Annotated in this window: 23 protein-coding genes; 11 read left to right on the top strand and 12 right to left on the bottom strand. The window is 69.4% G+C overall.

All coding sequences use genetic code 11. The features are described 5' to 3' along the window. Nucleotides 1-35 precede the first annotated feature (35 nt). Together QTH86_RS06285 and QTH86_RS06280 are read left to right on the top strand one after the other, a co-directional pair. Complete coding sequence (locus QTH86_RS06285; RefSeq protein WP_444813593.1) at nucleotides 36-752, top strand: phosphatase PAP2 family protein; 717 nt, start codon at nucleotides 36-38, stop codon at nucleotides 750-752. A gap of 46 nt (nucleotides 753-798) precedes the next feature. Then, nucleotides 799-2,556, top strand: a complete 1,758-nt coding sequence (locus tag QTH86_RS06280) for a phosphoethanolamine transferase (RefSeq protein WP_286645529.1) — start codon at nucleotides 799-801, stop codon at nucleotides 2,554-2,556. 4 nt (nucleotides 2,557-2,560) lie between these two features. Here the strand turns inward: QTH86_RS06280 and QTH86_RS06275 are convergent, their stop codons facing one another. Next, a complete protein-coding gene (locus tag QTH86_RS06275; protein ID WP_286645530.1) occupies nucleotides 2,561-3,160 on the bottom strand; it encodes a peroxidase-related enzyme in 600 nt (199 codons plus the stop codon). A gap of 183 nt (nucleotides 3,161-3,343) precedes the next feature. On the opposite strand from QTH86_RS06275, the gene QTH86_RS06270 reads away from it, so the two are divergent. Genes QTH86_RS06270 through QTH86_RS06255 form a run of 4 tightly spaced genes read left to right on the top strand, consistent with a single transcriptional unit; the run spans nucleotide 3,344 to nucleotide 7,595 of the window. Then, nucleotides 3,344-4,075 (top strand): gluconate 2-dehydrogenase subunit 3 family protein, encoded by a 732-nt coding sequence (locus tag QTH86_RS06270; RefSeq protein ID WP_286645531.1) that lies wholly within the window; start codon nucleotides 3,344-3,346, stop codon nucleotides 4,073-4,075. 10 nt (nucleotides 4,076-4,085) lie between these two features. After that, complete coding sequence (locus QTH86_RS06265; RefSeq protein ID WP_286645532.1) at nucleotides 4,086-5,858, top strand: GMC family oxidoreductase; 1,773 nt, start codon at nucleotides 4,086-4,088, stop codon at nucleotides 5,856-5,858. Further along, nucleotides 5,855-7,234 carry a c-type cytochrome gene (locus QTH86_RS06260; RefSeq protein WP_286645533.1) on the top strand — a complete coding sequence of 460 codons (1,380 nt, stop codon included), beginning with the start codon at nucleotides 5,855-5,857 and terminating at the stop codon, nucleotides 7,232-7,234. Before QTH86_RS06265 ends, QTH86_RS06260 begins: the two co-directional genes overlap by 4 nt. A 25-nt stretch (nucleotides 7,235-7,259) precedes the next feature. Then, a complete protein-coding gene (locus QTH86_RS06255) occupies nucleotides 7,260-7,595 on the top strand; it encodes a YnfA family protein (protein ID WP_286645534.1) in 336 nt (111 codons plus the stop codon). Between the two features lie 105 nt (nucleotides 7,596-7,700). Here QTH86_RS06255 and QTH86_RS06250 read toward each other — a convergent pair whose 3' ends face one another. Genes QTH86_RS06250 through QTH86_RS06240 form a run of 3 tightly spaced genes read right to left on the bottom strand, consistent with a single transcriptional unit; the run spans nucleotide 7,701 to nucleotide 11,591 of the window. Further along, the gene (locus QTH86_RS06250) at nucleotides 7,701-9,173 is read right to left on the bottom strand and encodes an MFS transporter (RefSeq protein ID WP_286645535.1); all 1,473 of its coding nucleotides are present in this window, start codon (nucleotides 9,171-9,173) and stop codon (nucleotides 7,701-7,703) included. Then, the gene (locus tag QTH86_RS06245) at nucleotides 9,166-10,134 is read right to left on the bottom strand and encodes a Bug family tripartite tricarboxylate transporter substrate binding protein (RefSeq protein WP_286645536.1); all 969 of its coding nucleotides are present in this window, start codon (nucleotides 10,132-10,134) and stop codon (nucleotides 9,166-9,168) included. The genes QTH86_RS06250 and QTH86_RS06245 overlap by 8 nt, the downstream gene beginning before the upstream one ends. Nucleotides 10,135-10,181: 47 nt before the next feature. After that, a complete protein-coding gene (locus QTH86_RS06240; protein WP_286649414.1) occupies nucleotides 10,182-11,591 on the bottom strand; it encodes an amidase in 1,410 nt (469 codons plus the stop codon). Between the two features lie 24 nt (nucleotides 11,592-11,615). On the opposite strand from QTH86_RS06240, the gene QTH86_RS06235 reads away from it, so the two are divergent. Further along, nucleotides 11,616-12,605, top strand: coding sequence for a LysR family transcriptional regulator (locus tag QTH86_RS06235; RefSeq protein WP_286645538.1), 990 nt, complete (start codon nucleotides 11,616-11,618; stop codon nucleotides 12,603-12,605). 81 nt (nucleotides 12,606-12,686) lie between these two features. Here QTH86_RS06235 and QTH86_RS06230 read toward each other — a convergent pair whose 3' ends face one another. From QTH86_RS06230 to QTH86_RS06210, 5 genes are read right to left on the bottom strand one after another with little or no spacing between them, the layout of a single operon-like run. Continuing rightward, nucleotides 12,687-13,664: a Bug family tripartite tricarboxylate transporter substrate binding protein gene (locus QTH86_RS06230; protein ID WP_286645539.1), complete on the bottom strand. Its 978-nt coding sequence runs from the start codon at nucleotides 13,662-13,664 to the stop codon at nucleotides 12,687-12,689. Between the two features lie 41 nt (nucleotides 13,665-13,705). Further along, complete coding sequence (eat, locus tag QTH86_RS06225) at nucleotides 13,706-15,109, bottom strand: ethanolamine permease (RefSeq protein WP_444813792.1); 1,404 nt, start codon at nucleotides 15,107-15,109, stop codon at nucleotides 13,706-13,708. 46 nt (nucleotides 15,110-15,155) lie between these two features. Next, a complete protein-coding gene (locus tag QTH86_RS06220) occupies nucleotides 15,156-16,424 on the bottom strand; it encodes a beta-ketoacyl-[acyl-carrier-protein] synthase family protein (protein ID WP_286645541.1) in 1,269 nt (422 codons plus the stop codon). Next, nucleotides 16,421-16,705 carry an acyl carrier protein gene (locus tag QTH86_RS06215; protein WP_286645542.1) on the bottom strand — a complete coding sequence of 95 codons (285 nt, stop codon included), beginning with the start codon at nucleotides 16,703-16,705 and terminating at the stop codon, nucleotides 16,421-16,423. The genes QTH86_RS06220 and QTH86_RS06215 overlap by 4 nt, the downstream gene beginning before the upstream one ends. Nucleotides 16,706-16,744: 39 nt before the next feature. Further along, entirely contained in the window at nucleotides 16,745-17,587 is an 843-nt protein-coding gene (locus QTH86_RS06210; RefSeq protein ID WP_286645543.1) for an alpha/beta hydrolase, read from the bottom strand. A gap of 164 nt (nucleotides 17,588-17,751) precedes the next feature. On the opposite strand from QTH86_RS06210, the gene QTH86_RS06205 reads away from it, so the two are divergent. Continuing rightward, nucleotides 17,752-18,450: a response regulator transcription factor gene (locus QTH86_RS06205; protein WP_286645544.1), complete on the top strand. Its 699-nt coding sequence runs from the start codon at nucleotides 17,752-17,754 to the stop codon at nucleotides 18,448-18,450. 92 nt (nucleotides 18,451-18,542) lie between these two features. After that, a complete protein-coding gene (locus QTH86_RS06200) occupies nucleotides 18,543-18,944 on the top strand; it encodes an FKBP-type peptidyl-prolyl cis-trans isomerase (protein WP_286646750.1) in 402 nt (133 codons plus the stop codon). A gap of 16 nt (nucleotides 18,945-18,960) precedes the next feature. On the opposite strand, the gene QTH86_RS06195 is transcribed toward QTH86_RS06200, so the two are convergent. From QTH86_RS06195 to QTH86_RS06185, 3 genes are all read right to left on the bottom strand, one after another. Continuing rightward, nucleotides 18,961-20,208 carry an MFS transporter gene (locus tag QTH86_RS06195; protein WP_286645545.1) on the bottom strand — a complete coding sequence of 416 codons (1,248 nt, stop codon included), beginning with the start codon at nucleotides 20,206-20,208 and terminating at the stop codon, nucleotides 18,961-18,963. A gap of 117 nt (nucleotides 20,209-20,325) precedes the next feature. Continuing rightward, nucleotides 20,326-21,264: a DedA family protein/thiosulfate sulfurtransferase GlpE gene (locus QTH86_RS06190; protein WP_286645546.1), complete on the bottom strand. Its 939-nt coding sequence runs from the start codon at nucleotides 21,262-21,264 to the stop codon at nucleotides 20,326-20,328. A 62-nt stretch (nucleotides 21,265-21,326) separates the two neighbouring features. Beyond that, nucleotides 21,327-22,022, bottom strand: a complete 696-nt coding sequence (locus QTH86_RS06185) for a LuxR C-terminal-related transcriptional regulator (protein ID WP_286645547.1) — start codon at nucleotides 22,020-22,022, stop codon at nucleotides 21,327-21,329. A gap of 172 nt (nucleotides 22,023-22,194) precedes the next feature. Here QTH86_RS06185 and QTH86_RS06180 point away from each other — a divergent pair, with 172 nt between their 5' ends. Both QTH86_RS06180 and QTH86_RS06175 read left to right on the top strand, forming a co-directional pair. After that, a complete protein-coding gene (locus QTH86_RS06180) occupies nucleotides 22,195-22,665 on the top strand; it encodes a ribonuclease HI family protein (RefSeq protein WP_286645548.1) in 471 nt (156 codons plus the stop codon). A gap of 169 nt (nucleotides 22,666-22,834) precedes the next feature. Further along, nucleotides 22,835-24,319, top strand: a complete 1,485-nt coding sequence (locus QTH86_RS06175; RefSeq protein ID WP_286645549.1) for a GGDEF domain-containing protein — start codon at nucleotides 22,835-22,837, stop codon at nucleotides 24,317-24,319. The last annotated feature ends 12 nt before the right edge of the window (nucleotides 24,320-24,331 follow it).

Here is a 24,331-nt window from a genome sequence, read left to right as displayed (position 1 = left end):
GCTGGGTTCATGCGGCGCCGATAGCCTCGGGCGCCATGACTCCTGGGCATCTGGGCGCGCGTTCGCGGCTCCTTCTCTCCGCCGTCCTCGTGCTGCTGCTGGTTCTGCTGTGGGACGTTGTCGGCCTTGATTTGACGATGGCCCGGCTCGCCGGTGGCCCGAACGGCTTCCCGCTGAGCGACGACCCGACGCTGGTGCTCTGGCTGCACGAGATCCCGCGATTTCTCAGCTGGTTCGGGCTGACGTTGCTGGCCGTGGCGATCCGTTGGCCTTTCGCGCTGCTGCGCCGCTTGACGCGGCGCGAGCGAATTCAATTGACGCTGACCGTGCTCGCGTCGGTGATAGCGATCTCGCTGCTCAAAAACAGCAGTCGCACGAGCTGTCCGTGGGATCTGGCCGAATTCGGCGGCACTGCGCGCTACGTGTCGCACTGGGCGTGGGGTGTGAACGACGGCGGCCCAGGCCGCTGCTTCCCGGCCGGCCACGCCTCGGCGGCCTTCGCGTATCTGGGCGGGTGGTTCGTCTTGCGGCGCTCGATGCCGCGCGCCGCCTGGGCTTGGCTCGCCGCGGCGGCCTGCTTCGGACTGGTGCTGGGCCTCGCGCAGCAATGGCGCGGCGCGCACTACATGAGCCACACGCTGTGGACGGCGTGGGTGTGTTGGATCACGGGCTGGGCGGTCGACGTGGTCTTCCATCATCGCCGACGGCCGGCCCCCGATCCGCAGGCAACGCCGAAGCTGAACGAAAGCTGAGCGCTTCGTTCAGGCTGATTTCAGTCCTGCTTTCCAACATCGGAAGATGACCGTTTCTTCCGACGCCGCGGACCGCGTGCACCCGGCCGCCGCCGGCCCTGGCTTTGCCGCCCCCGTCTCCCCGCATTGGCCCGACGCGCTGTTGAAGTTCGACGCGTGGCTGTCGCGCCCCCGCTCCGCCCGGGCGGTGGTGGCGGCGCTTTCCGTCTATCTGCTGCTCGCCGCCAACTGGCCGCTGTGGCTGGAACTCTCGCGCATCGGTGGTGCCCCCAGCGTGTACCTGCGTTGGGTGGGCGTGATGGCGCTGCTCGCCGGCTTCGGCACGGTGGCGGTGCTGTCCCTCACGGCATGGACGCGCGGCATGAAGCCGCTGTGGTTCGCCGTGGTGCTGTTGTCCGCGATCGCGCAGCACTACATGCTGACCTACCACGTCGTGATGGACCCGACGATGGCGGCCAATGCCATGCAGACGGACTTCCACGAGACGCGTGACCTGTTGAGCTGGCGCCTGGTGTTCAACGTGCTGCTGGTCTGCGCGCTACCGGCCTGGGGCCTGCTGCGCGTTCGCCTCCTGCCGATGCGGCCGCTGTCGCAGCTCTGGCGCAACGCGATGCTGTGCGCGGCGGCCCTTGCGGTGGTGGCGGCGAGTGCGGTGGTGACGTCGCGCGAGCTGGCGCCGCTCATGCGCAACCACGTCACGCTGCGCTACATGATGAACCCGCTCGCCAGCCTGTATTCGGCCAGCGCGGTGGTGCTCAAGCCGCTCTTCACGCACAGCCGAAAGCTGATCCCGATCTCGGGCGGCGCGGCGCTGGGCGCCAGCTATGCGGCGCAGCGCAAGCCGCCGCTCTTCGTCGTCGTCGTGGGCGAGACGGCGCGGGCCGATCACTTCGGGCTCAACGGCTACGCGCGCAACACCACGCCCGAACTCGCCGCGCGGCAGGTGATCAGCTGGCCCAACGTGCATTCCTGCGGCACCAACACACTCGCCTCGGTGCCGTGCATGTTTTCGCACCTCGGCAAGGAAGGGTACGAGGGGCGCAAGGACGACTACGAGACCCTGGTCGACGTCGCGCAGGCCGCAGGCCTCGCGGTGCTGTGGATCGACAACCAGGCCGGCTGCAAGGGCGTGTGCGTGCGCGTGCCCACCGTGTCGGCATCCGAGGGGCTCGACGCGGCCACGCGCAGCGCGCTGTGCGACGGCGACGAATGCCTGGACGACGTGATGCTCAAGAACATCGACCAGCGCCTGGCCGCGCTGCCGGCCGAGCGCCGCGATCGCGGCGTGCTGCTGGTGCTGCACCAGATGGGCAGCCACGGACCGTCCTACGCCAAGCGCTCGGCGCCCGACACCAAGCGCTTCATGCCCGAATGCACCACCAACGTGCTGGCCGACTGCAGCCACGGCGAACTGATGAACGCCTACGACAACTCGATCGCGCACACCGACCGCTTCCTGGCGCGCACCATCGACTGGCTGCAGGCACAGTCGCAGCGCTATGACACCGGCATGCTCTACATGAGTGACCATGGCGAGTCGCTCGGCGAGTACGGGCTGTTCCTGCATGGTCTGCCGTACAACATCGCGCCCGATGTGCAGAAGCACGTGCCGATGGTGGCGTGGTTCGGCGATGGCCTGAAGGCGCGCGAGCACCTGTCGGCCGCATGCCTGTCGAAGGGCCGCGACGCTGCGCTGACGCACGACAACCTCTACCACACCGTGCTTGGCGTCATGGACCTGAAGACGCCGACCTACAAGCCGGCGCTCGATGCCTTTGCGGCCTGCCGCGGGCCGGCCGCCTGACCAGCTACTTCTTCTCGCGGGGCACACGCCCCATCATGAAGAACTCGTTGTTGGGCTGCATGCCGGCGAAGCTGGCCATGCGGTTCGACAGGCCGAAGAAGGACGTGATGGCGGCGATGTCCCAGATGTCCTCGTCGTCGAAGCCGTGTACGTGCAGCGCGTCGAAGTCGGCATCGTCGATCTCGTGCGACCGCTCGCTCACCTTCATCGCGAAGTCGAGCATCGCGCGCTGGCGCGGCGTGATGTCGGCCTTGCGGTAGTTCACCGCCACCTGGTCGGCCACCAGCGGCTTCTTCTCGTAGATGCGCAGCAGCGCGCCGTGTGCGACCACGCAGTAGAGGCACTGGTTGGCGGCGCTGGTGACGGTCACGATCATCTCGCGGTCGCCCTTGGTGAGCGAGCCATCTTCCTTGAGCATCAACGCGTCGTGGTACGCGAAGAAGGCGCGCCATTCGGCGGGCCGGCGGGCGAAGGCGAGGAACACGTTGGGCACGAAGCCGGCCTTCTCCTGCACCGCGAGCACGGCGGTCAGGATGTCGTCAGGCAGGTCCTTCAGTTCCGCCATGGGATAGCGCGGCGCTGCCGGTGCGGTGCGAGAGGGCATGGTCTGTCTCCTTGTAGGTAGGTCGTTGGCGGACATCATGCCTCGGCGAAGCCCTTGGCCGATTCGCGCCAAACATTGGCCGACTTCATCGGTGGGAAGTGCTCCCGTCCGATTGCCTCGACGCCGTCGCAGTGCCATGCTGGTCTCATAACAACACGGCGGCCTCGTGCTGCACATCCATCGATGACTGACGTTCCCTCACCGGGTCGGCGCGGATTTCTGCGCCGGTCCATCGCTATCGTTCCCGCGGCCGGCGCCTTGACGGCGACCGGCTTCGTGGCAGGCCAGCAGGTCGCAGCACAAGCCGCTTCGGCCCCCGCGGCAGCGGCTTCGCCGCCGTACACCCCGGTGTACTTCCATGCCGAGGAGTGGGCCTTCATCCAGGCGGCGGTGGCCCGGCTCATTCCCTCCGACGACACCGGCCCCGGCGCCATCGAAGCCGGGGTGCCCGAGTTCATCGACCGGCAGATGGAAGGCGCCTTCGGCCAGGCCGCGACCTGGTACATGCAGGGCCCGTTCGTGCCGAGTTCGCCGCTCTTCGGCTACCAGGGCAAGATGCTGCCGCGCGAGGTCTACCGTGCCGGCATCGCAGCGACCGATGCCTGGTGCAAGCAGCAGAAGGGCGGCAAGCGCTTCGCTGAACTCGATACGGGAACGCAGGACGAGGTGCTCAAGGGTCTCGACGGCGGCACCATCCAGTTCGCCGAGGTTGGTGCCAAGGACTTCTTCACCTTCCTGCTGCAGAACACCAAGGAAGGCTACTTCAGCGACCCGATCCATGGCGGCAACAAGAATGCCGTGGCCTGGAAGATGATCGGTTTCCCCGGCGCCCGCGCCGACTTCCTCGACTGGGTCGACAAGCCCGGCGTCCACTATCCGCTGCCGCCCGTCAGCATCAACGGGCCGCAGGGCTGAGGCGCGCGACATGGCCACCATCAAGAAACCCAGCGTCGACGCGGTGCTGGTCGGCTTCGGCTGGACCGGCGCCATCATGGGCATGGAACTCACCGCCGCGGGCTTGAAAGTGCTGGCGCTGGAGCGCGGCGAGAACCGCGACACCGTGCCCGACTTCGCGTATCCGCGCATCACCGACGAGCTGAGCTACGGCATCCGCGGCAAGCTGTTCCAGAACCTCTCGAAAGAGACCGTCACCATCCGCCACACGCCCGCCGACGTGGCCGTGCCGTACCGGCAACACGGCTCCTTCCTGCTGGGCGATGGCGTCGGTGGCGCCGGTGTGCACTGGAACGGCCACCACTGGCGTGCGCTGCCGGCCGACCTGCAGCTGCGCAGCACCTACGAAGCGCGCTACGGCAAGAAGTTCATCCCCGAAGGCATGTACCTGCAGGACTTCGGCGTCACCTACGACGAGCTCGAGCCGCACTTCGACATGTTCGAGAAGATCTGCGGCACCTCGGGCAAGGCCGGCAACCTCAAGGGCCAGATCCAGGCCGGCGGCAACCCCTTCGAGGGCTGGCGCGCCAACGAATACCCGCTGCCGCCGCTGGCATCGCCCAACAGCGCCGTGCTCTTCGAGAAGGCCGCGCGTGAACTGGGCTACCACCCTTTCCCGCAGGCCGCGGCCAATGCGTCGCGGGCCTACACCAACCCGCACGGCGCACAGCTCGGCCCGTGCAACTTCTGCGGTTTCTGCGAGCGCTACGGCTGCTACATGTATGCCAAGGCGTCGCCGCAGACCACGCTGCTGCCGACGTTGATGAAGCGCTCGAACTTCGAGCTGCGCACCCGTTCGCACGTGCAGCGCGTCAACATGTCGCCCGACGGCAAGCGGGCCACCGGCGTGACCTACATCGACGCGCAGGGCAACGAGGTCGAGCAGCCCGCCGACCTCGTGGTGCTGTGCGCCTACCAGATGCACAACGTGCGCCTGCTGCTGCTGTCGAACATCGGCAAGAAGTACGACCCGGCCACGGGCGAGGGCGTGGTGGGCCGCAGCTATGCGTACCAGTTGAACGGCGGCGCGACGCTGCATTTCGACAAGGACCAGCCGATGAACCCCTTCGTCGGCGCCGGCGCCAGCGGCCATGCGATGGACGACTTCGACGGCGACAACTTCGACCACGGGCCGCTCGGCTTCGTCGGCGGCGCGACCATCAACTGCATCAACACCGGTGGCCGGCCGATCCAGCAGTTGGCCCTGCCGGCCGGCACGCCGACCTGGGGCGCAGCCTGGAAGAAGGCGGCCAAGGAGAACTACGTCTACCAGACCAGCGTCGGCAGCCAGGGCTCGGTGATGGCCTACCGCGACAACTACCTCGACCTCGACCCGACCTACAAGGACGCCTTCGGCCAGCCGCTGCTGCGCATGACCTTCGACTGGAAGGACAACGACATGGCGATGACCGCCTTCATCGGCAGCAAGGTCGAGCAGATCGCCAAGGCCATGGGGCCCAAGCACATCAGCATGGGCTTCAAGAAGAAGGGCGACCACTACGACGTGCGGCCCTACCAGTCGACCCACAACACCGGCGGTGCCGTGATGGGCACCGACCCCAAGACGAGCGCCATCAACCGCTACCTGCAGGTGTGGGACGTGCCCAACGTGTTCGTGATGGGCGCCAGCGCCTTCCCGCAGAACTTCGGCTACAACCCGACCGCCGTGGTGGGCGCGCTGGCGTACTGGTCGGCCAAGGCGATCCGCGAGACCTACCTGAAGAACCCGGGAGCGCTCGCATGAACGCCGCCACGAAGACGCGCCTGCGCGTGACCGGTTTCGGCATCGTCGTCGCGGCGCTCCTGTCGACCTGGGCCTTCGGGCAGAAGGCCAGCCCGGTGACGGGTGGCATGCCTGCGGCACCGGTGGTGGCGACCACCGGTGCGAGCACCGCCGTCTCGTCCGACCCGACCGTCGAACGCGGACGCTACCTGGCACGCGCTGGCGACTGCGTCAGCTGCCACACCGGCCCGTCGAACGTGCCCTTCGCCGGCGGCCTGCCCATGGCCACACCCTTCGGCACCATCGTGTCGAGCAACATCACGCCCGACAAGGGCGCGGGCATCGGCGATTACACCGAGGCCGACTTCGCCCGCGCGCTGCGCGAGGGCGTGCGGCGCGACGGCCAGCATCTGTACCCGGCCATGCCATATCCCTCGTTCGCCCGGCTGAACGACGAGGACATGCATGCGCTGTATGTCTACTTCCAGCAGGGCGTGGCCGCCTCGGCCGACAAGCCGCCGCCGACCGACCTGCCGTGGCCCTTCAGCATGCGCTGGCTCATGATGGGCTGGAACCTGCTGTACCTCGACAAGGGGGTCTACCAGCCCGACAGTGCGCGCAGCGCCGAATGGAACCGGGGTGCCTACCTGGTGCAGGGCCTGGGCCACTGCGGCGATTGCCACACGCCGCGCAGCCTGGCCGGCGGGGTCAAGGCCGCCAACGAACGCCAGGGCGACAGCTACCTGGCCGGCACGCTGATCGACGGCTGGCTTGCGCAGCCGCTGCGCCACACCGAGCGCGGCAGCGCCGCGCAGTGGTCGACCGACGACATGGTGGCCTACCTGCAGACCGGCCGCACCGCACACACCGCGGCCTTCGGCCCGATGGCGCAGGTGGTGCAGAACAGCACGCAGTACATGCGCCGCGAAGACCTGGCGTCGATCGCCACCTACCTGCAGTCGATCGGCACACCACCGGCGACACCGGCGCCGCTGCAGGCGGCCGTGGTGGCCGCGGCCACGGCGCATCCGAGCACGCAGGCGCTGCGCGCCGGCACGGTCGAAGGCGCGGGTGGCATGGTCTACCTCAACAACTGCAATGCGTGCCATCGCTCGAGCGGCGCGGGCGCCGATGGTGTCTTCCCCTCGCTGGCCGGCAACAGCGTGGTGAACGCGAAAGACCCGACCTCGCTGATCCGCATCGTGCTCGCCGGCTCGGCCATGCCCAGCACCGAGTCGCGGCCGTCGGCGCTCGCCATGCCCGGCTTCGGCTGGCGCCTCGGCGACGAGAACGTCGCGGCGCTGCTGAGCTTTGTGCGCAGCAGCTGGGGGAATCGGGGCGAGGCGGTCACGCCGGCGCAGGTGGCGAAGGTGCGCAAGGAGATCGCGCCACGGTGATGCACGGCGCATCACAATGCGCCGCATGGAACTTCTGAAGACCCTGGGCCTGTTCGTGGTCACCGCGGTGGCCGAGATCGTCGGCTGCTACCTGCCGTACCTGTGGCTCAAGCAGGGCCGCTCGGCCTGGCTGTTGGTTCCGGCCGCGCTCGCCCTGGCGCTGTTCGCCTGGCTGCTGTCGCTGCATCCGACCGCCGCCGGGCGCGTGTACGCCGCGTACGGTGGTGTCTATGTCGGCGTGGCCGTCGTCTGGCTCTGGGCCATCGACAAGGTGCAGCCGACGCTGACCGACTGGATCGGCGTCGCGGTGAGTCTGCTGGGCATGTGCATCATCATGGCGGGGCCGCGGCTCGCGCGCTGATCGCCAGGCGGCCCGGCGATCAACGGCATCGACACGAGCCGTCGGCGCAGGCCAGCACGATGCGCTCCTGCCGCGCAAGGGCTTGCGCCCGCTTGCGTCGCAGCGTCAGGGCCTCGAGCTCCTGCCGCTCAGAACAGAAGCCGTCGTACGGCGGTAGTTTTTTGCGATCAGCGCCGCACCCACAAGGCAAAGGCAGGCGAGCATCGCAAGCGCATTTCTGGCCCCCTGCGTGAATGTGGCGACATCGACGCCCGACAGACCCGCACCGCCATTCCCGAGAATCATGCGCTGCGAACTGTAGGGCAGCCCGGCCAGCGCCACGCTCAGTGTGAGGGCGGTTCCCGTCATGATCCCGGTGTTCTGCAGGGTCGAGCGCACACCGTTCGCAATGCCCCGGCGCTGCGGCGCCACGCTTTGCAGAATCGACGCGTTGTTGGGTGTCACGAAGCTCCCGATACCCAGGCCCAGCATCCACAGGCAGGCGGCCAGCGGCCCGGCACCGATGGCTGGCTGCAGCATGCCCGCCAACAGGAGCAGCGCACCTGCGGCGAGCAGCAGACCGCTCACGCAGAGGACGTCGGGCGAGAAGCGCCGCGTCAGGCTGCCGGCGATGGGCGCGGCCATCAGCATCCCCAGCGCGACCGGTGCGATGCGCATGCCAGCCTCCGATGGCGCCAGGCCTGCGCATGCCTGGAGATACAGGGCCACGAGCAGCAACGGCGCGGCCTGCGACATCGACAGGAGCAGGATGCCCGCGTAGGCCGTGCGACGCCCCGAGTCCCTGAACAAGGCCGGGTCGACCAAAGGGCTGGCCGCGCGCTGTTGAATTCTGATGAACACGAGCAGGGCGCCCACCCCGGTGAGCATGAAAGCCCACACCGGCGTGCTTGCCCAGCCGCGCGTTCCGGCCATCGAGAGCGCATAGATCACGCCGCCGAGCCCCGCGAGCGACAGCAAGGCGCCGGCCCGGTCGAAGCGCTCGGCCTTGGACATTGCCGCGCTCTTCGGCAGAACCCGCCACGACCATGCCAGCACGCCAAACCCGATCGGCACATTCAGCATGAAGAGCACACGCCAGCCCCACCACGACACGACAAAGCCGCCGGCCAGCGGTCCCAGGACCTGCGCCAGCGCAGCCACCATCGCGAGCACGCCGAGCGCCAGGCCCACCCGCTTGCGGCCGAATCCATCGCCCACCAAGGCGCTGGCGTTGGCCATGACACCGGCCGCACCCACCGCTTGGCAAATGCGAAAGAGCAGCAGGGCGCCGAAGCTCGTCGCGGCCGCACAGGCCGCACAGGCCACCAGGAAAAGCCCCAGACCCGAAAGAAAGAGCCGACGCCGCCCCCACAGGTCGGCCAGCCTCCCGAAGCTCAGGATGAACACGGTGCTGACCAGCATGTAAGACAGCAGAATCCAGCTCGCCTGCGACGGCGATGCCTGCAGGCTGCGCGCCACCGAGGGCAGCGCGACGTTCAGCGCGCTGAGGTTCAGGAAGCAGAGAAACGCACCGAGGCTCGCAACAACCAGCACCGCCCACGCGGCCCTTTCCTGGTCTTGCGGCGCCGCTTCACTCATCGCTCTTGAAGCCCGATGCCTTGACGATGGGGCGCCAGTACTCGCGGTCTTCATTCATGAGGCGCGTCACCTCGGCGCCGGGCAGCCCGGTTGCGTCGAGCCCGATGCGTTCGAGCTGGCCGCGCACCTGCGGGCTGCGCATGGCGGCCAGGAAGGCTTTCTCGAGCGTCGCGACAACATCCTTCGGCGTGCCCGCCGGCACGAAGGCGGCATAGGACGCGTTGGCGCGATCGAAGGCGTCGTAGCCGGCCTCCTTGACGGTCGGCACATCGGGCAGCCAGCTCAGCCGCTTCGTCCCCGCGACGCCCAGAATGCGCAGCTTGCCCGAGCGGTGCAGCTCCATCTGGCTGGCCAGTGCATCGGCGCCCAGTGGCACATGGTCGCCGATGATGTCCGTCGCCAGCGGCGCGCCGCCCCGGTAGCTGACGGCCGCGAGCGGCACGCCGATGGCCTTCGACAGCTGCCACAGGCTGAAGTGCAGGCCGCCGCCGAGGTTGGTGATGCCGACACTTCCCTGCGCGGGGTTCTTCTTGACCCACGCGACGTATTCGGGAATCGTCTTGTACGGCTGGTTCGCGCCAGTGGAAACGACACTGGGCACGTTGGCCAGATGCGCGACGGGAATGAAGTCTTTGTCGACGTCGTAATTCAGCCGCGCGTAGGTCATCGGAAACAGCACGAAGGGCGGTGTGGCGCCGATGAGGATCGTGTGGCCGTCGGGCCGCGCGGTCTTCACCGCCTCGATGGAAATGCGCGTGGACGCACCGGGGCGGCTCTCCACCAGAACGGGCGCCTTCAGCGAGCCGCGTAATTCCTCCGCGATGGAGCGCGCCAGGTTGTCGAGCGCGCCACCCGGCGGAACACCGATGATGAGGCGCACGGGCGCGTTGTCGGCGTGCGCGCCGGCGCCGGCCAGGGCGATCGACGCGCCGAGCACGAGTGTCTTCAGGAACGAGGTCATGGTGTCTAGCTGCTGGTTGAAAAATCGGCGGGAGAAAAAAGAAGACGTCAGAAGGCCACCACGGGCAGCGGATTCGCCGGCCGGTGCGCGGCTTCGAATGAGGCGGCGGCCTGCAGCAGCGACCCGTCTTCGCGGAAGCGGCCGACCAGCTGCATGCCGATGGGCAGGCCATCGCGGTCCGCGCCGCAGGGCAGGCTGATGGCGGGGTGGCCGGTGAGGTTGAACGGCATGGTCCAGGGGAACCAGTTCGCCCGCACCTCGGCATAGGCCTTGCCGTCGATCTCGATGCTGCCGAACAGGTCCTGGTCGATGGGCAGGGCCGTGCGCGACAGCGTGGGCGTGAAGATGAAGTCGTGCGTCTCCAGCCGCGCCTGCACCTCGCGAAACAACGCGGTCCGCGCGAACATGGCCTGCTGGAAGGCAACGCCATCCACATGCTCGGCCAGCGCCAGCTGCTTGAGCAGCGACGGGCTCATCTGGTCGCCGTGCGCCGCGGCCATGGGCGCGAAGCGGCCGCGCCAGCTGGTGTGGTTGATCACGCGCCACACGGGCTCGACGTCGAAGCCTTCGCCCGACATCGGCTCCAGCTCGGCACCCATCGACGCCAGGGTCGCCAGAGCGGCCTCGAAGGCGGCTGCAACGTCCGCGGCGATCGGCCGCCCCGCGGGCGCGGCGCAGAAAAGAATGCGCTTGCCGCACAGGTCGCCGCCGGCTTGCAGCTCGTCGAAGTAGCGTTGGGCCGGCACGCCCAGAGACCAGGGGTCCGACCCGTGCGCACCGGTCATGGCCTGCAGCATCAGTGCCGTGTCGGCCACGTTGCGCGTGGTGGGCGTCACATAGGTGTAGTTGCCGAACGCGTCCTGCACCTGGCTGTGGGGCACCACGCCCAGGCTCTGCTTCAGGCCGACCACGCCGTTGCACGCGGCGGGAATGCGCGTCGAGCCGCCGCCGTCGGTCGCAATGGCGAGCGGCGCGATGCCCGCCGCCATCGACACGGCCGCGCCGCCGCTGGAGCCGCCGCTCGTGCGCGAGACACTCCACGCGTTGCGGGTGCTGCCGAACAGCGGCGCATCGGTCAGGCACTTGGCGCCGAATTCGGACGAGGTGGTCTTGCCGATGAGGATGGCGCCGGCCTCGCGCATTCGCGCCACGGCCACCGCATCCTTCGTGGGAACATGGTCGCGGTGCAGCAGGGAGCCGTAGGTGGTCCGCACGTTCGCGGTGTCGACGATGTCCTTCACCGTGAAGGGCAGGCCATGCAGCAGGCCCGGGGCCTCGCCTCGCATGAGCGCCTGTTCGGCTTCCTTGGCTTGCTGCAGGGCCTGCTCATGGCACAGCGTGATGAAGCAGTTCAGCTGCGGTTGCAGCGCATCGGCACGGCGCAGCACCTCTTCGACGATCTCCACCGGCGAGAGCTCGCGCTGCGCGACCAGCTTGCGCATGGTTGTTGCAGGCATCTCGCAGATCTCGGACTTGGGGAGATGGACGGGAAAATTTTTCATGCGCAAATGATTGATGCGCCGCCACATGGCGTCCAATACTGTTTTCTTGAAAAGGCATATGCACAGCGTATGGCTACGCCAGACCTCCGAATCCTTCGCTATTTCGTGGCCGTTGCCGAGGAGCGCAGCGTCGGCAAGGCGGCGCGCCGGCTCAACATGGCGCAGCCGCCGCTGTCGGTTCACATCAGGAACCTGGAGGCGGCGGTGGGCGCCCCGCTGTTTCGCCGGACGGCGCTCGGCATGGAAATCACCGATGCGGGTAATGCACTGTTCCGGCGCGCGAAAGAGGCATTGCTGCTGGCCAACGAGGGCTTCGACGCGGCACGCGCCATCGGCTCGGGCAGCCGGGGCCGGCTCACCATCGGCACCATGGTCGTGCTGTCTTACCTGGTGCTGCCGCGGCTGGAAAACGAGTTGCGGCGCAGGCTGCCGGAGGTGGAGATCCAGTACGTGGAGCTGAACGCCGTCAACAACGTCTCGGCCCTTACCAATTCGGATGTGTCGGTGGCGATCTGCATTCCTCCCATTGTGCAGGCGGGCATTGCTGCCGAGCGCATCGGCAGCCAGCCGTTGATGCTCGCGGTGCGCGCCGATTCACCGCTGGCGCGACTGGCCAGCATTCCGCTGGCGCGCCTCTCGGGCCTGCCGCTCATCGGGCTGCCCATGCCCGAGGGCGACGTCGACAAATCGGTCGTCGCGTCGCTGCTGCGGCGGCACGACGTGAGCATGCCGATTGCGCAGCGGGTCGAGACGATGGTGTCGGCATTGGCGCTGGTCCTGGCGGGGAAGGGCGTGGCGATATTGCCTGCCTGCGCGCAGATCGGGCGGCCGCCCGGGGTGGTGTTCAGGGCTTTGCGCCATGTCGATGCGCGGATGGAGATTGCGGCCTCCTGGCGGAGCGATTGGGACAGTCCGCTGATCGAGCCGTTCCTGGCCTGTGCACGAGCGTCCTTGCAAGGACCGACGTAGATTCAAAGAATCCGCTCATCTGGCCGAAGACCTCCTCGCCAGTGGCGAGAGATTCCTTCTGCGAACGTCCAACACACGACATCACTGGGGCACCAGGCCGGCCGCCTTCACCAGCTCGGCATGGATCCGGATCTCCTCGCCGATGACCTGGCCGAGCGGCTTGACGTCGTCGACGGCGGGTTCCATGCCCACTTCGAGCAGCTTGGTCCTGGCGTCGCCTCGGAGCATCGACTTCACCGATTGGTTCAATCGGTCGAGGATGGGCTGCGGTGTCCGGGCCGGCGCCAGCAGCCCGATCCAGGCCGACAGCACGACGTTGTCGACGCCGCCTTCACGCAGTGTCGGAATGTCCGGTGCCGACACGGCGCGCTTCTCGCTCAGCACGCCGATCGGGAACAGCTTGCCGGCCTTGATGTGCGGCAGCGCCTCGGGCAGCGGCGCGAACGCCATGTCGACCACGCCGCCGATCAGGTCGGTGATGGCCGGCGCGCCGCCCTTGTAGGGGACGTGCAGCAGCCGGGTGCCGGTGCGGCTCTCGAACATCAGGCCCGCCAGGTGCTGCGGGCTGCCGTCGCCCGAGGACGCATAGGTCAGCGTGCCCGGCTTGGCCTTGGCGGCCGCCAGCACGTCGGCCGCGGTGGCGAAGCGCGTCTTGTCGCGCACCACCAGCACCATCGCCTGGTTGACTAGCTTGGTGACCGGCGCGAAGTCGGTCTCGGGGCTGTAGGGCAGGGTCTTGAAGATGCTCTTGTTGGTGGTGAGGAAGGAGGCTGGCGACACCATGATCGTGTAGCCGTCCGGCGGCGCCTTCGCCACCACCGGCACACCGATCTGGCCGGACGCGCCGGCCCGGTTGTCGACCACGAAGGGCTGGCCCAGGTCGGTCGATAGCTGCTGGCTGACCATGCGCGCCACCATGTCGACGCTGCCGCCGGCCGGCAGGGCGACGATGACCTTGACGGGGCGGCTGGGGTAGCTGTCTTGCGCCCAGGACGGTGATGCAAGCGCCAGGCTGGCGATGGTGCCGAGGGCCAGGACGAGGGGGCGGGGAGAGAGCATGGGTCGTTCGCTTTCAACAAAGAGATTGATCGGGACGCTTTTCAGCGCTTGGCCAGCATCGCGTCCGGCGCCGCTGCCCCACGCTGCGCGCCGGTCATCAAAAAGTAGCCGTAGGCCGCGGCCATCAGCACGAGAAACAGCAGCGTCAGCATGCCGTTGAACCAGACCATGGCGCCCAGGCAGACCACGCCGAGCCCGAGCGCGATGGCCGGGAACACGGGGTAGAAGGGCGCGCGGTAGGTGCGCTCCAGGGCCGGCTCGGTATGGCGCAGGCGGAACAGCGCGGCCATCGACACCAGGTACATCACGATCGCGCCGAGCACCGCCATGGTCACGATGTTGGCGGTCAGCGTCTGGCCGCCGAAGCTCACCCACTCGTCGCTGAAGATGGCCACGATGCCGATGACGCCGCCGGCCAGCAGCGCGCGGTGCGGCGTGTTGAAGCGCGGGCTGAGCGCGGCGAAGTACGCAGGCAGGTAGCCGGCGCGCGCCAGCGCGAAGATCTGGCGCGAGTAGCCCATGATGATCCCGTGGAACGAGGCCACCAGCCCGAACAGGCCGATCCACACCAGCATGTGCAGCCAGCCGCTGTTCTCGCCCACCACCACCTTCATCGCCTGCGGCAGCGGGTCGTTGATGTTGGCGAGCGTGCGCCAGTCGCCCACGCCACCGGCGAATACCATCACGCCGAAGGCCAGCACCACCAGCGTGACGATGCCGGTGGTGTAGGCGATGGGAATGGTGCGGTGCGGGTCGCGCGCCTCCTCGGCCGCCATGGCCGCACCCTCGATGGCCAGGAAGAACCAGATCGCGAAGGGGATCGACGCGAAGATGCCCGAGATGGCCGCGCCGTTGAGCACGTCGCCGCCGGCCCAGCCGTGGGCCACGAAGTTCGCCATCGACCAGCCCGGCGCGACCACGCCCATGAACACCAGCAGCTCGAAGATGGCCAGCACCGTCACGAAGAGTTCGAAGGCCGCCGCGATACCCACGCCGATCCAGTTGAGGCCGATGAAGAGCACGTAGGCGCCGAGTGCGAACCACTTGGGGTTGACCGCCGGAAACTGCACGTTGAGGTAGGCGCCGATGGCCAGCGCGATGGCCGGCGGCGCGAAGACGAACTCGACCAGCGTGGCGAAACCGGCGACGAAGCCGCCGGTCGGCCCGAAGGCGCGCCGCGCATAGGCGAAGGGCCCGCCCGCGTGCGGGATGGCGGTCGACAGCTCGGTGAAGCTGAAGATGAAGGTGGTGTACATGGTCGCCACCAGCACCGTGGCGACCAGGAAGCCGAGGGTGCCGGCGGTGTTCCAGCCGTAGCTCCAGCCGAAGTATTCGCCGGAGATGACCAGCCCGACGGCGATCCCCCAGAGCTGGAAGGGGCCGAGCACTTTCTTGAGACCTGTCGTCACGGGCTGTTCTCCTGGGTTGGCTACCCAGCACCCCAGTGCAAAAACAGTGCCACGGCGGGCCGTGGCCTGGCGCGGCGCCCGATCAGCCCGCCCGCGTCGCGATCAGCACGGCGTTGGTCCCACCGAAGGCAAACGAGTTGGTGAGCGCATGTCGGAGATGCGGCGCCGGCCGCGCAGCACCCCGCACGAGGTCGAGATGGACGTCGGGGTCGACCTCGCCCCGATCCGCCATGGCGGGAAGCCGGCCATGGGTGAGGGCGCGCAGGGCCACGATCAGTTCCACCACACCGCCGCCGCCCAGCAGGTGGCCGTGGAGCGGTTTGGTCGAGCTGATCGGTACCGCGCACCCGAAGACCGCGGCCACCGAACTCGCCTCGGCCGCGTCGCCGGCCTGGGTGCCGGTGCCGTGCGCATTGATGTAGCCGATGTCCGCGGGCTGCAGGCCGGCGTCGGCCAGGGCGGCGCGCAGGGTGCGCACCTGGCCCGACGGGTCGGGCTGGGTCATGTGGGTGCCGTCGCAGTGGGTCGCATAGCCGGCGAGCGACCATTGCACTGCGGCGCCACGCGCCTGGGCGTGCGCGGTCGATTCGATCACCAGGGCCGCCGCGCCTTCGCCGAGCGCGAAGCCGGTGCGGTTCGCCGCGAACGGGCGGCAACTGGTGCCGGGGTCGTCGCCCGGCGGCGCGGTCACGCGCATCGCGTGCCAGCTCGCCAGCGTCCCGGGCGTGAGCATCGCTTCGTGCCCGCCGACGATGGCGACGTCGATCCAGCCGCCGCGAATCGCCCGCATCGCTTCGCCGATGGCCACCGCGGACGAGGCGCAGGCACAGGCATAGGACAGCGCCGCGCCGCGTGCGCCGAAATGCAGGCCGATCTCGGCCGCCGCGGCGTTCGGCATGGTGGTCAGCACGGTGGTCGGCCGCACGCGCTGCGCATCGGCGTACAGCCCGCGGGCCGTGGCGTCGAAGCTGGCGCTGCCGGCCATGCCGCTGCCCCAGTAGACGCCGAGACGATCGCCGTCGAACGCCTGCGCACCGAGCCCGGAGGCCGAGAAGGCGGCGCGGGCGGCCGCCATCGCCATCGCCGTGCCTCGGTCGAGCGGCAGGCGTGACCGGCTGCGCTCGCTGTCGTCGAAGTCGCACGCCGCCACGCCCATCGTGAAGGGCTCCATGCGCGGCAGTGCCACGGTGTGCGAGCGCACCGCCGAACGCGTGTTGAACAGCGCGTCGTCGAAGGCCTCCAGCGTGCCGCCCAGGGGCGTGATCAGGCCCAGCCCGGTGACGGCGATCTGGCCGGTGCGCGGCGCCGGCCGGCGTGGCGCGACCGCGGCTGCGGCGTAGGGGTCCCTCATGCGTGTGCGGCCAGCGGTGGGAGCATCGTGACGGGCTGGTCCAGCATCTCGTCCACCACGCTGCACAGCTGTTCGAGCGTGATGCCGGCCTCGCGCGGGTCGAGCCGGTCTTCCGGGATGCGAAGCTGGAAGGCGTCCTCCACGGCGAAGACGAACTCCATCAGCGCCAGCGAGTCCAGGCCGAGGTCGACCAGCGTCGTGTCGGGACGGATCTGGTCGGAAGGGATCTTGAAATCGCCTTCGAGGATGGCGGCGATGCTGTTGAAAACGGGGGATGGCATGCGAAGAGACTCCTGCAGGTTCAAAGGCGAGCCGCGCCTTCAGGCGGTGTCGTGCGCGAGCGCCGCGGCGAACGCGGTCGTCGCACGGACGACCTCTTGACGGTCGTTGTCGATGGTGATCATGTGAAAGCTGTTGCCCAGCACCACGGCGCGGAACGAGCCGCAGCGCAGGCCGCGTGCCAGGAGGGCCACGTTTCCGACGCTGGCCACCTCGTCATCGCGGGCGTGCAGCACGAGGGCGCGGGCGCACACGACCTGGTCGAGGCGCGCGCGCACATGGCGCCGCAGGCGGTCGTGCTCGCGAAGATGGCCGATGTCGATCACGGCGCTGCCGGCGCGCGAGATCCGGCGCGCCGCGAGCTCGCGTGCGATCCAGGCGCGCACCCGCTCGTTCTTGACGCCGTAGGGTGGGCATTCCCGGTAGCGCCAGAAGCGGCCGAGGGGGGTGTAGAGCGCCAGCGGCAGCAGCGCATGCAGCCGCGAAATGGCCCAGCCGTCGAAGCGCAGCGGAGTGGACATCAGCACGAGCGCATCCACGCGTGTGCCGCAGCGGATCGCCGTGCCCAGCGCCAGCGTCGCACCGGCGGAGAGGCCGACGAGCATCACGCGCGCATGCGTCGCACGGAGTGCGTCGACTCGGCGTTCGACGGCGTCGATCCAGCACGACCAGGGCGCCGCGGTCTGCACCGTGGCAGCGGGGTCGAAGGCATAGCCGTCGATGCGCGGCGCTTCGACGGTGTAGCCGAGGCTGCGCAGCGGGGTCTCCACGGCACGCAGTTCTTCGGGCGTGCTGCACAGGCCATGCAGCAGCACGATGGCCGTGCGCGCGGTGGCCGAAGGGTCCCCGTGCAGCGCCTCGGACCAGGCATCGCGTGCGCTCATAAGGCAACCTTCGCCCTGCGGGCTGCGGTGCGAGCGCCTTCGGGCGGCCGGGCGGCACTCATGCCACAAACTCGAAAGTCATCGCCGGTTTATCGTTCCCGGGCCCTGACCGAGCGCTGACATGCCGTTTGTGGTGTTAATCGCCTGCCTGATAGCCTTGGCGCATGCGAATTCTGGTGGTCGAAGACGATGAGGTTCTCAGCGACGTGATGGTGCGCAGCCTCACCGACGCGGGCCACCGCATCGACCTGGCATCCAGCCTGGCCGACGCCGATGGCCTGTGGCAGGTCCAGGTCTTCGATGCCGTGCTGCTGGACCTGAACCTGCCGCAGACCTCGGGGTCGGTGCACGCCATGGCCAACGACAGCAGCGGCCTCGTGGCCTTGCGCAAGGCGCGGGCGCGGGGCGATCGCACACCGGTGCTGGTGCTGACCGCACGCAACCGGACCGAGGAGCGCATCGCGGGCCTCGACGCAGGCGCCGACGACTACCTGGGCAAGCCTTTCGATCTCGCGGAGGTCGAGGCGCGCCTGCGGGCGCTGGTACGCCGCGCCAAGGACACCGAGGACTACGTGTCGGTCGCCGAGCTCCACCTCGATCGCAAGCTGCGCCGGTTCAGCATCGGTCGCGACACGCTCGAGCTGCCGGCGCGCGAGTTCGAGGTGCTGGTCGAGTTGATGACGCCGCCCGGCCGGGTGGTGAGCAAGCGGACCCTCTCCGACAAGTTGTCGAGCTTCGACGAGGCGCTGGGCGACAACGCGCTGGAAGCGTTCATTTCGCGCCTGCGCAAGAAGCTCATCGGCAGCGGTGCCGGCATTCGCACGCTGCGCGGCATCGGGTACCTGGTGGAACCCGAGACCTGAACCCCCGCCGGCCCGACTCGGCGCATGGCAATAATGGCTGCTTCCAACTCTGCAAGGAAGCTCTCGTGCGATCCATCTTCAAGGCGACCCTCGTGTCGCTGTGCGCCATCTCCGCCGTTTCGGCCCTGTCTGTCGCCTCGGCCCAGAGCGCCCCGGTCACCACGCCCAGCGGCCTGATCTACCAGTCGCTCAAGGAAGGCAGCGGCACCTCGCCTGCGGCCAGCGACACCGTCAAGGTCCACTACCGCGGCACCTTCCCCGACAGCGGCAAGGAGTTCGACAGCTCCTACAAGCGCGGCGAGCCGATCGAGTTCCCGCTCTCGGGCGTGATCCCGTGCTGGACCGAGGGCGTGCAGAAGATGAAGCCGGGCGGCAAGGCCAAGCTGGTCTGCCCGCCGAACATCGCGTACGGCGCGCGCGGCGCCGGCGGCGTGATCCCGCCGAACGCCACGCTGAACTTCGAGGTCGAGCTGCTCGCCGTCAAGGGGCGCTGAGGCGCTTGAAGGCGCGCTAAGGGGCGGTCAGCACGCGCGGCGCGCGGCCCAGCGTGCCCGTCACCAGTGCGGCGCCCACCACCAGGGCGCTGCCGAGCAGCATGGCGCTCGCGATGCCGCTGCCATCCACCACGAGCCCGCCGAGCAGCGCGCCCGAGGCGATCGCCACCTGGAAGGCGGTCACCAGCATCGCCTGGCCCGCTTCCGGCGCTTCGGGCAGTGCGTTCAGCATCCAGCCGGTGGCGGCCACCGGCACCATCCCGAAGGCGACGCCCCAGGCCAGCACCACCGCAGCGCCGGCCAGCAGCCCGTCACCCACCATCGTGGACATCGCCAGGGAGGCGGCCAGCAGCACGGCCGTGGCCAGCAGGCCGAGCCGCGGGCTGCGCGCCACCAGGTGCCCGCCGATGAAGTTCCCGATGAAGCCGGCAGCGCCGTAGGTCAGCAGCAGGGCGGTCACGAGCACGGGCGACAGGCCGAACACCGCCTGCAGCAAGGGCTTGAGGTAGGTGTAGGCCGCGAAGTGGCCGGCCACCAGCAGCACGATGGCGCCCAGGCCGACGCGCGACAGGCGCCGGGTCAGCGGCAACAGCAGGTCGCGCGGCCGGATGGCGCGTGCGGCCGGCAGCGCCGGCAGCAGCCACAGCTGCATCGCCAGCACCACCACCGTCAACGCCGCCGACACGGCGAAGGCCGAGCGCCAGCCGGCGACGCTGCCCAGCAGCGCCCCGGCCGGCACGCCGAGCACGGTGCCTACCGAGATGCCGGCCAGGATGATCGACATCGCACGGGCCTGCGCCATGGGCGGCACCAGCTGCGTGCCGACGCCGGGTGCGAAGGCCCAGAAGCCGCCCACGCACAGGCCGAGCAGCAGCCGCGCGGCCAGCATCGTGCCGAAGTTCGGGGCGAAGGTGGCCAGCAGGTTCGACAGCAGCAGCAAGGTGCTGAGCGCGATCATCACGGTGCGCCGGTCGAGCCGGCCGGCGGCCACCGTGAGCGCCGGTGCGGCGATGGCGGCGAGCACGCCGGGCATGGTCATCATCAGGCCGGCCGTGCCGTCGGACACGTTCAGCCCGCGCGCGATGTCGGTGAGCAGGCCCACCGGCAGGAACTCGGTGGTCACCATCACGAAGGTGCCGACGGCGATCGAGCCGACCGCGAGCCAGGCGGCGCGCGAGGCGTCGGCCGGGGTGGTTGCGGCCCGGGCGGGCGGCGCGTCGAGCAGGTCGTCGCAGGTGGTGCAGGAAGAGGAAGAAGGCGTCATCGGGAAGGCAGGCCGCAGCGTGGCGAAAGGGCCTCGCAGTGTGGTCGCCCTGCGCGATGAGACCAAGGGGCCGTGGGCCAGCAGTGTGTTTCCCTGCGGCCAACAATGCGCTGTGCTTCAGCCGACCTCGGTCGGGTGGCCCGAGGCGAGCCAGGCGTCCAGGCCGCCGGCCAGCGGCCGTGCCTGCTTCACGCCCTGTGCCGCGAGCAGCCGCGCCCCCATGGCGGCGGTCACTTCGTTGGGGCAGTTGCAGTAGAGGATGACATGGCGGTCATGGGGCAGCTCAGGGATGCCGCGGTTCTTCTTCATGTCCTGCAGATGCAGCACCAGGGCGCCGGGAATGCGGCGTGGTTCGAGTTCGGCGCCCGCCGGCGAGCGCACGTCGATCACCACCGGTGGCGCCTCCGAGGCCATCAGCTCGTGCAGTTCGTCGACCGTGACGCGCGGGATGTCGATGGCCAGCAGCATCGCGCGCCGCCGCCAGTAGCGCAGGCCGATCCCCGCGGCCACGGCCACCAGCAGCACCAGCAGCGCCGCCGCGCCGGCATCGGCCATGGCATCGAGCACCGCCTGGATCTGCGTGCTGAAGAGCCAGCCGGGAATCAGGAAGGCGGCCGACCAGATGGCCGCGGCGAGGGTGTCGAAGCCGACGAAGCGCGCCGTCGACATGTGCAGCGCGCCGGCCATCGGCGGTGCCACCACCGACACGCCCGGCACGAACTTGGCGGCGATCAGCGAGGCTCCGCCCCAGCGCGTGATGAGCGATTCGCTCTGCCGCACGCAGGTGTCCGGCGACAGCGACACCTTGCACAGCAGCCGCATCATGCGGTGGCCGAAGCGGCGCCCGGCATAGAACCAGGCGGCATCGCCCAGTAGGTTGCCCAGCAGCGCGCCCAGCACCGTGGACCAGAGGGGGATCTGCCCCATGGCGACCAGCCCGCCCGCCACCACCAGCACCGCCGACGCGGGGATCGGCGCACCCAGCCGCGCCGCGAGCGTGGCGAGGAAGACCACCGCGACGCCGCGCTCGGTGGCCAGGGACAACAGTTCTTGCATGCGGGCAATCTAACCGTTTCGTCCCCGCGTTGCCGGCGCCCATGCGCCGACCGAAAGAAACATCAGGCGGCTTGCGCGGCCGAGTAGCGGGGAACATGCGGCGTGGGCCGCATGAAGTGCGAGGGCACGGGCAGGGTCGGGCGCCGCACCTCGCGCTCGATGGCGATCAGCCCGCGCCGCGACGCCACGGCGGCTGCTTCGGTGCGGCTGCGCGCGTCGAGCTTGCCGAGGATGGCCTTGACGTGGGTCTTCACGGTGCCCACGGCGATGTCGAGCCCGCTGGCGATGGCCTTGTTGCCGCGGCCTTCGGCGATGAGCTGCAGCACGTCGAGTTCGCGTGGCGTGAGCGCCTCGTGGATCAGGCTGTCGGCCAGGCGATGGCTGACCGCCGCGCAAAGCGCCCGCGCCCCGCGCGCCACCGACCGGATGCCGTCGGCCAGCTCCTGCAACTGGCAGCTCAGCAGCAGGTAGCCGTGCACGCCGGCCTCGAGGGCGGCGCGCACCTCGCGTTCGCGGTCGATGGTGGTGACGACCATCACCCGGCACAGCGGATGCGCGTGCTTGCGCGCCTGCAGGGCCCAGGCCACGCCGCCGTTGTAGTCGGCGATGACGATGTCGGCAGAGGCCGGGTCGGCGTCGACGCCGTGCACCGAGACATCGAAGTCGGGTTGCTGGCGCAGCGCGGTGGCAAGACCGATGGCCACCAGCGGCTCGTCGTGCATCACGAGCACCTGAAGTCGGTCGGCGAGATGTTGCATGGGCGTTCTCCGGAGCGTTGGGGGGACCGCCAGTGTCGTGACGCCATGCTGGCGTCCCGTGTCGAAGCACCCCCGGCCATATGTCAGGTGAAACAAAGTGGCAATCAATGCGTGACGCCGGCCCTCCGCACGGCGGGCCGGAGCGCTTTGTTTCGGTGGTAGCGTCAGGGGCATGTTGCCGACCGATGCGTCCGATCTTCCCTGCTGGGTCGTGCATTGCGACGGCAGTGCCCAGCCCAATCCGGGACGCATGGGGCTGGGTGCGGTGCTGGTCGCGCCGGACGGCAGCCGCCAGGCGCTGTCGGAGGCGGCCCCCGAGCGCGGCTGCAACAACGAGGCCGAGCTGCGGGCCTTGATGGCCGCGCTGCAGCGGCTGATCGCACAGGGCGCGACGGCGGCCCGCCTCTACAGCGACAACAGCATCCTGGTGGAGCAGCTTCGGGGCGAGGGCGACGGGCCGCCGGTGGCACGCCTCGCGCCGCTGTTCGACCAGGCCCGGGCCTTGCTCGCGGGCTTGGCGCGCAGCAGCGTGCACTGGGTGCCGCGACACCGCAATGCCGAGGCCGACGCGCTGGCCCGAGCGGCGCTGGGGCTGGCGCCCAAGCCGGTCCGCAAGCCGGGGGCGGGCGGGCGCAGGCGCTGAATGCCGCTGCGGCGGGACGGCCCGGCCGCATGCGCCGTCCCGTCTATCCTCGGGGCCGTGTCCCGATGCCACCGATGTCCACCGAGGTTCTGCCCGCGCGATGAAAGCCATTCCAAGAAAAAAGGGGCCCGGTGTCCTGCGCTTCAACCTGTTCGCCTGGCTGCTGCTCGTGAGCCTGCTCGCCACGCTGCCCATGCTCATCTATTCGGTCTTCACCTTCCGCAACCGGGTGGCGGAGCGGCAGGTACAGGGTCAGGAGGCGCTCGGGCGCCGGGCGGCTGCGTCCGCCATCGCCGTCCAGCAGGAACTCAAGAGCGTCGAGCTGGAGCTTCGCACGCTCGCGCAGTCGGACATCATGATCAACGGCGACCTCTCCACGCTCCACGAATTCGCCCGGCGCGTCGTGGTGGCCGACCCCCGCATCGCGGCGTTCCGTCTGGCCGACAGGAACGGCCGGCAGTTGTTGCGCACCGACGAAGCCTTCGGCCAGGACCTGCCGCCGGTGCCCGCCAGCCAGGCGACGCTGCGTGTCTTCGCGGGCGGCGAGCCCGAGGTCTCGCCGGGCTTTGTCGACGAACGCAGCCGGGAAGGGCTCGTGGCGTTGACGGTGCCGATGAAGGTAGGTGGCGACAACCTCTACGCGATCACCGCCTTCCTGAAAAGCGATGCGATCACGGGCCGGTTGAACGAGGCCGAATGGCCGCCCGGGTGGGTTGCCGTCGTCCTCGACCGGCAGCACCGGATCGTGGCCCGCTCCCAGGATTCGCAGCGTTTCGTCGGTGAGCCGAGCACGACGTCGCTGAACGACGCGCTCGATCGCGGGCTGACGTCGTTCAGGTCGCAGACCAAGGACGGCGTCGAGGTCATCACCCGCATCGCGGACGTGCCGGCCTTCGGCTGGAAGGTGGTGGTGGGCCGATCGTCGGCGGCGATCGACCGGGAGGTCCGGTCCGCGCTGGCCAGCGTGCTGCTGGGCGGGCTCGTCTGTGCGGCGCTGGGCATCGTGTGCGCGCTCTTCGTCGCGCATGTGCTGCGCAAGCGCATCCGCGCCGTCATCGGGGCGGTGCGCGAGGGGGGCGACACGGTCCACACCTCCAGCGCCGTGACGGAGATCGACCAGCTGGCGATGGCGCTGACCTCCGCCCGCAAAAGCGTGGGCCGCACGATCGCCGAGCTCGACGCGGCCCGGCGCGATGCGCTGACCGGCCTGCGCGGCCGCGCGCTCTTCATGCAGGACGCGGCGGCCGTCATCGATGCCGCGCGGATCGGCGGCCACGACGACCGCGTCGCGCTGCTCTACATCGACCTGGACGGCTTCAAGGACGTCAACGACCGGTACGGCCACGAGGCCGGCGACCGGGTGCTCAAGGGCGTGGCCGAGGTGCTGCTCACGAGTCTTCGCGGCAGCGATGTGGTCGGGCGCATCGGCGGTGATGAGTTCGCGGCCTGCCTGTGTGCGCCGGCGGACAAGATCGCCAGCGTGAGTTCCCACGCCGCCGAGCGCATCGTCACGGCGGTCGCGGCCCTGGGGAACGGGGTCGGCTGCAGCGTCGGCGTGGCGATCGGTGGCGACTCCGAGTTGGAAGTGCTGCTCGACCGTGCCGACAAGCGGATGCTGGCCGAGAAGAAGCAGCGCCGCAGTCGCAGCGTCTGAGCCGCCCGTCCG

This window comes from Variovorax sp. J2L1-78 (assembly GCF_030317205.1).
In the GTDB taxonomy this organism is placed as follows: Bacteria; Pseudomonadota; Gammaproteobacteria; order Burkholderiales; family Burkholderiaceae_C; genus Variovorax; species Variovorax arabinosiphilus.
This window is presented reverse-complemented; position numbering and strand designations above follow the sequence as displayed.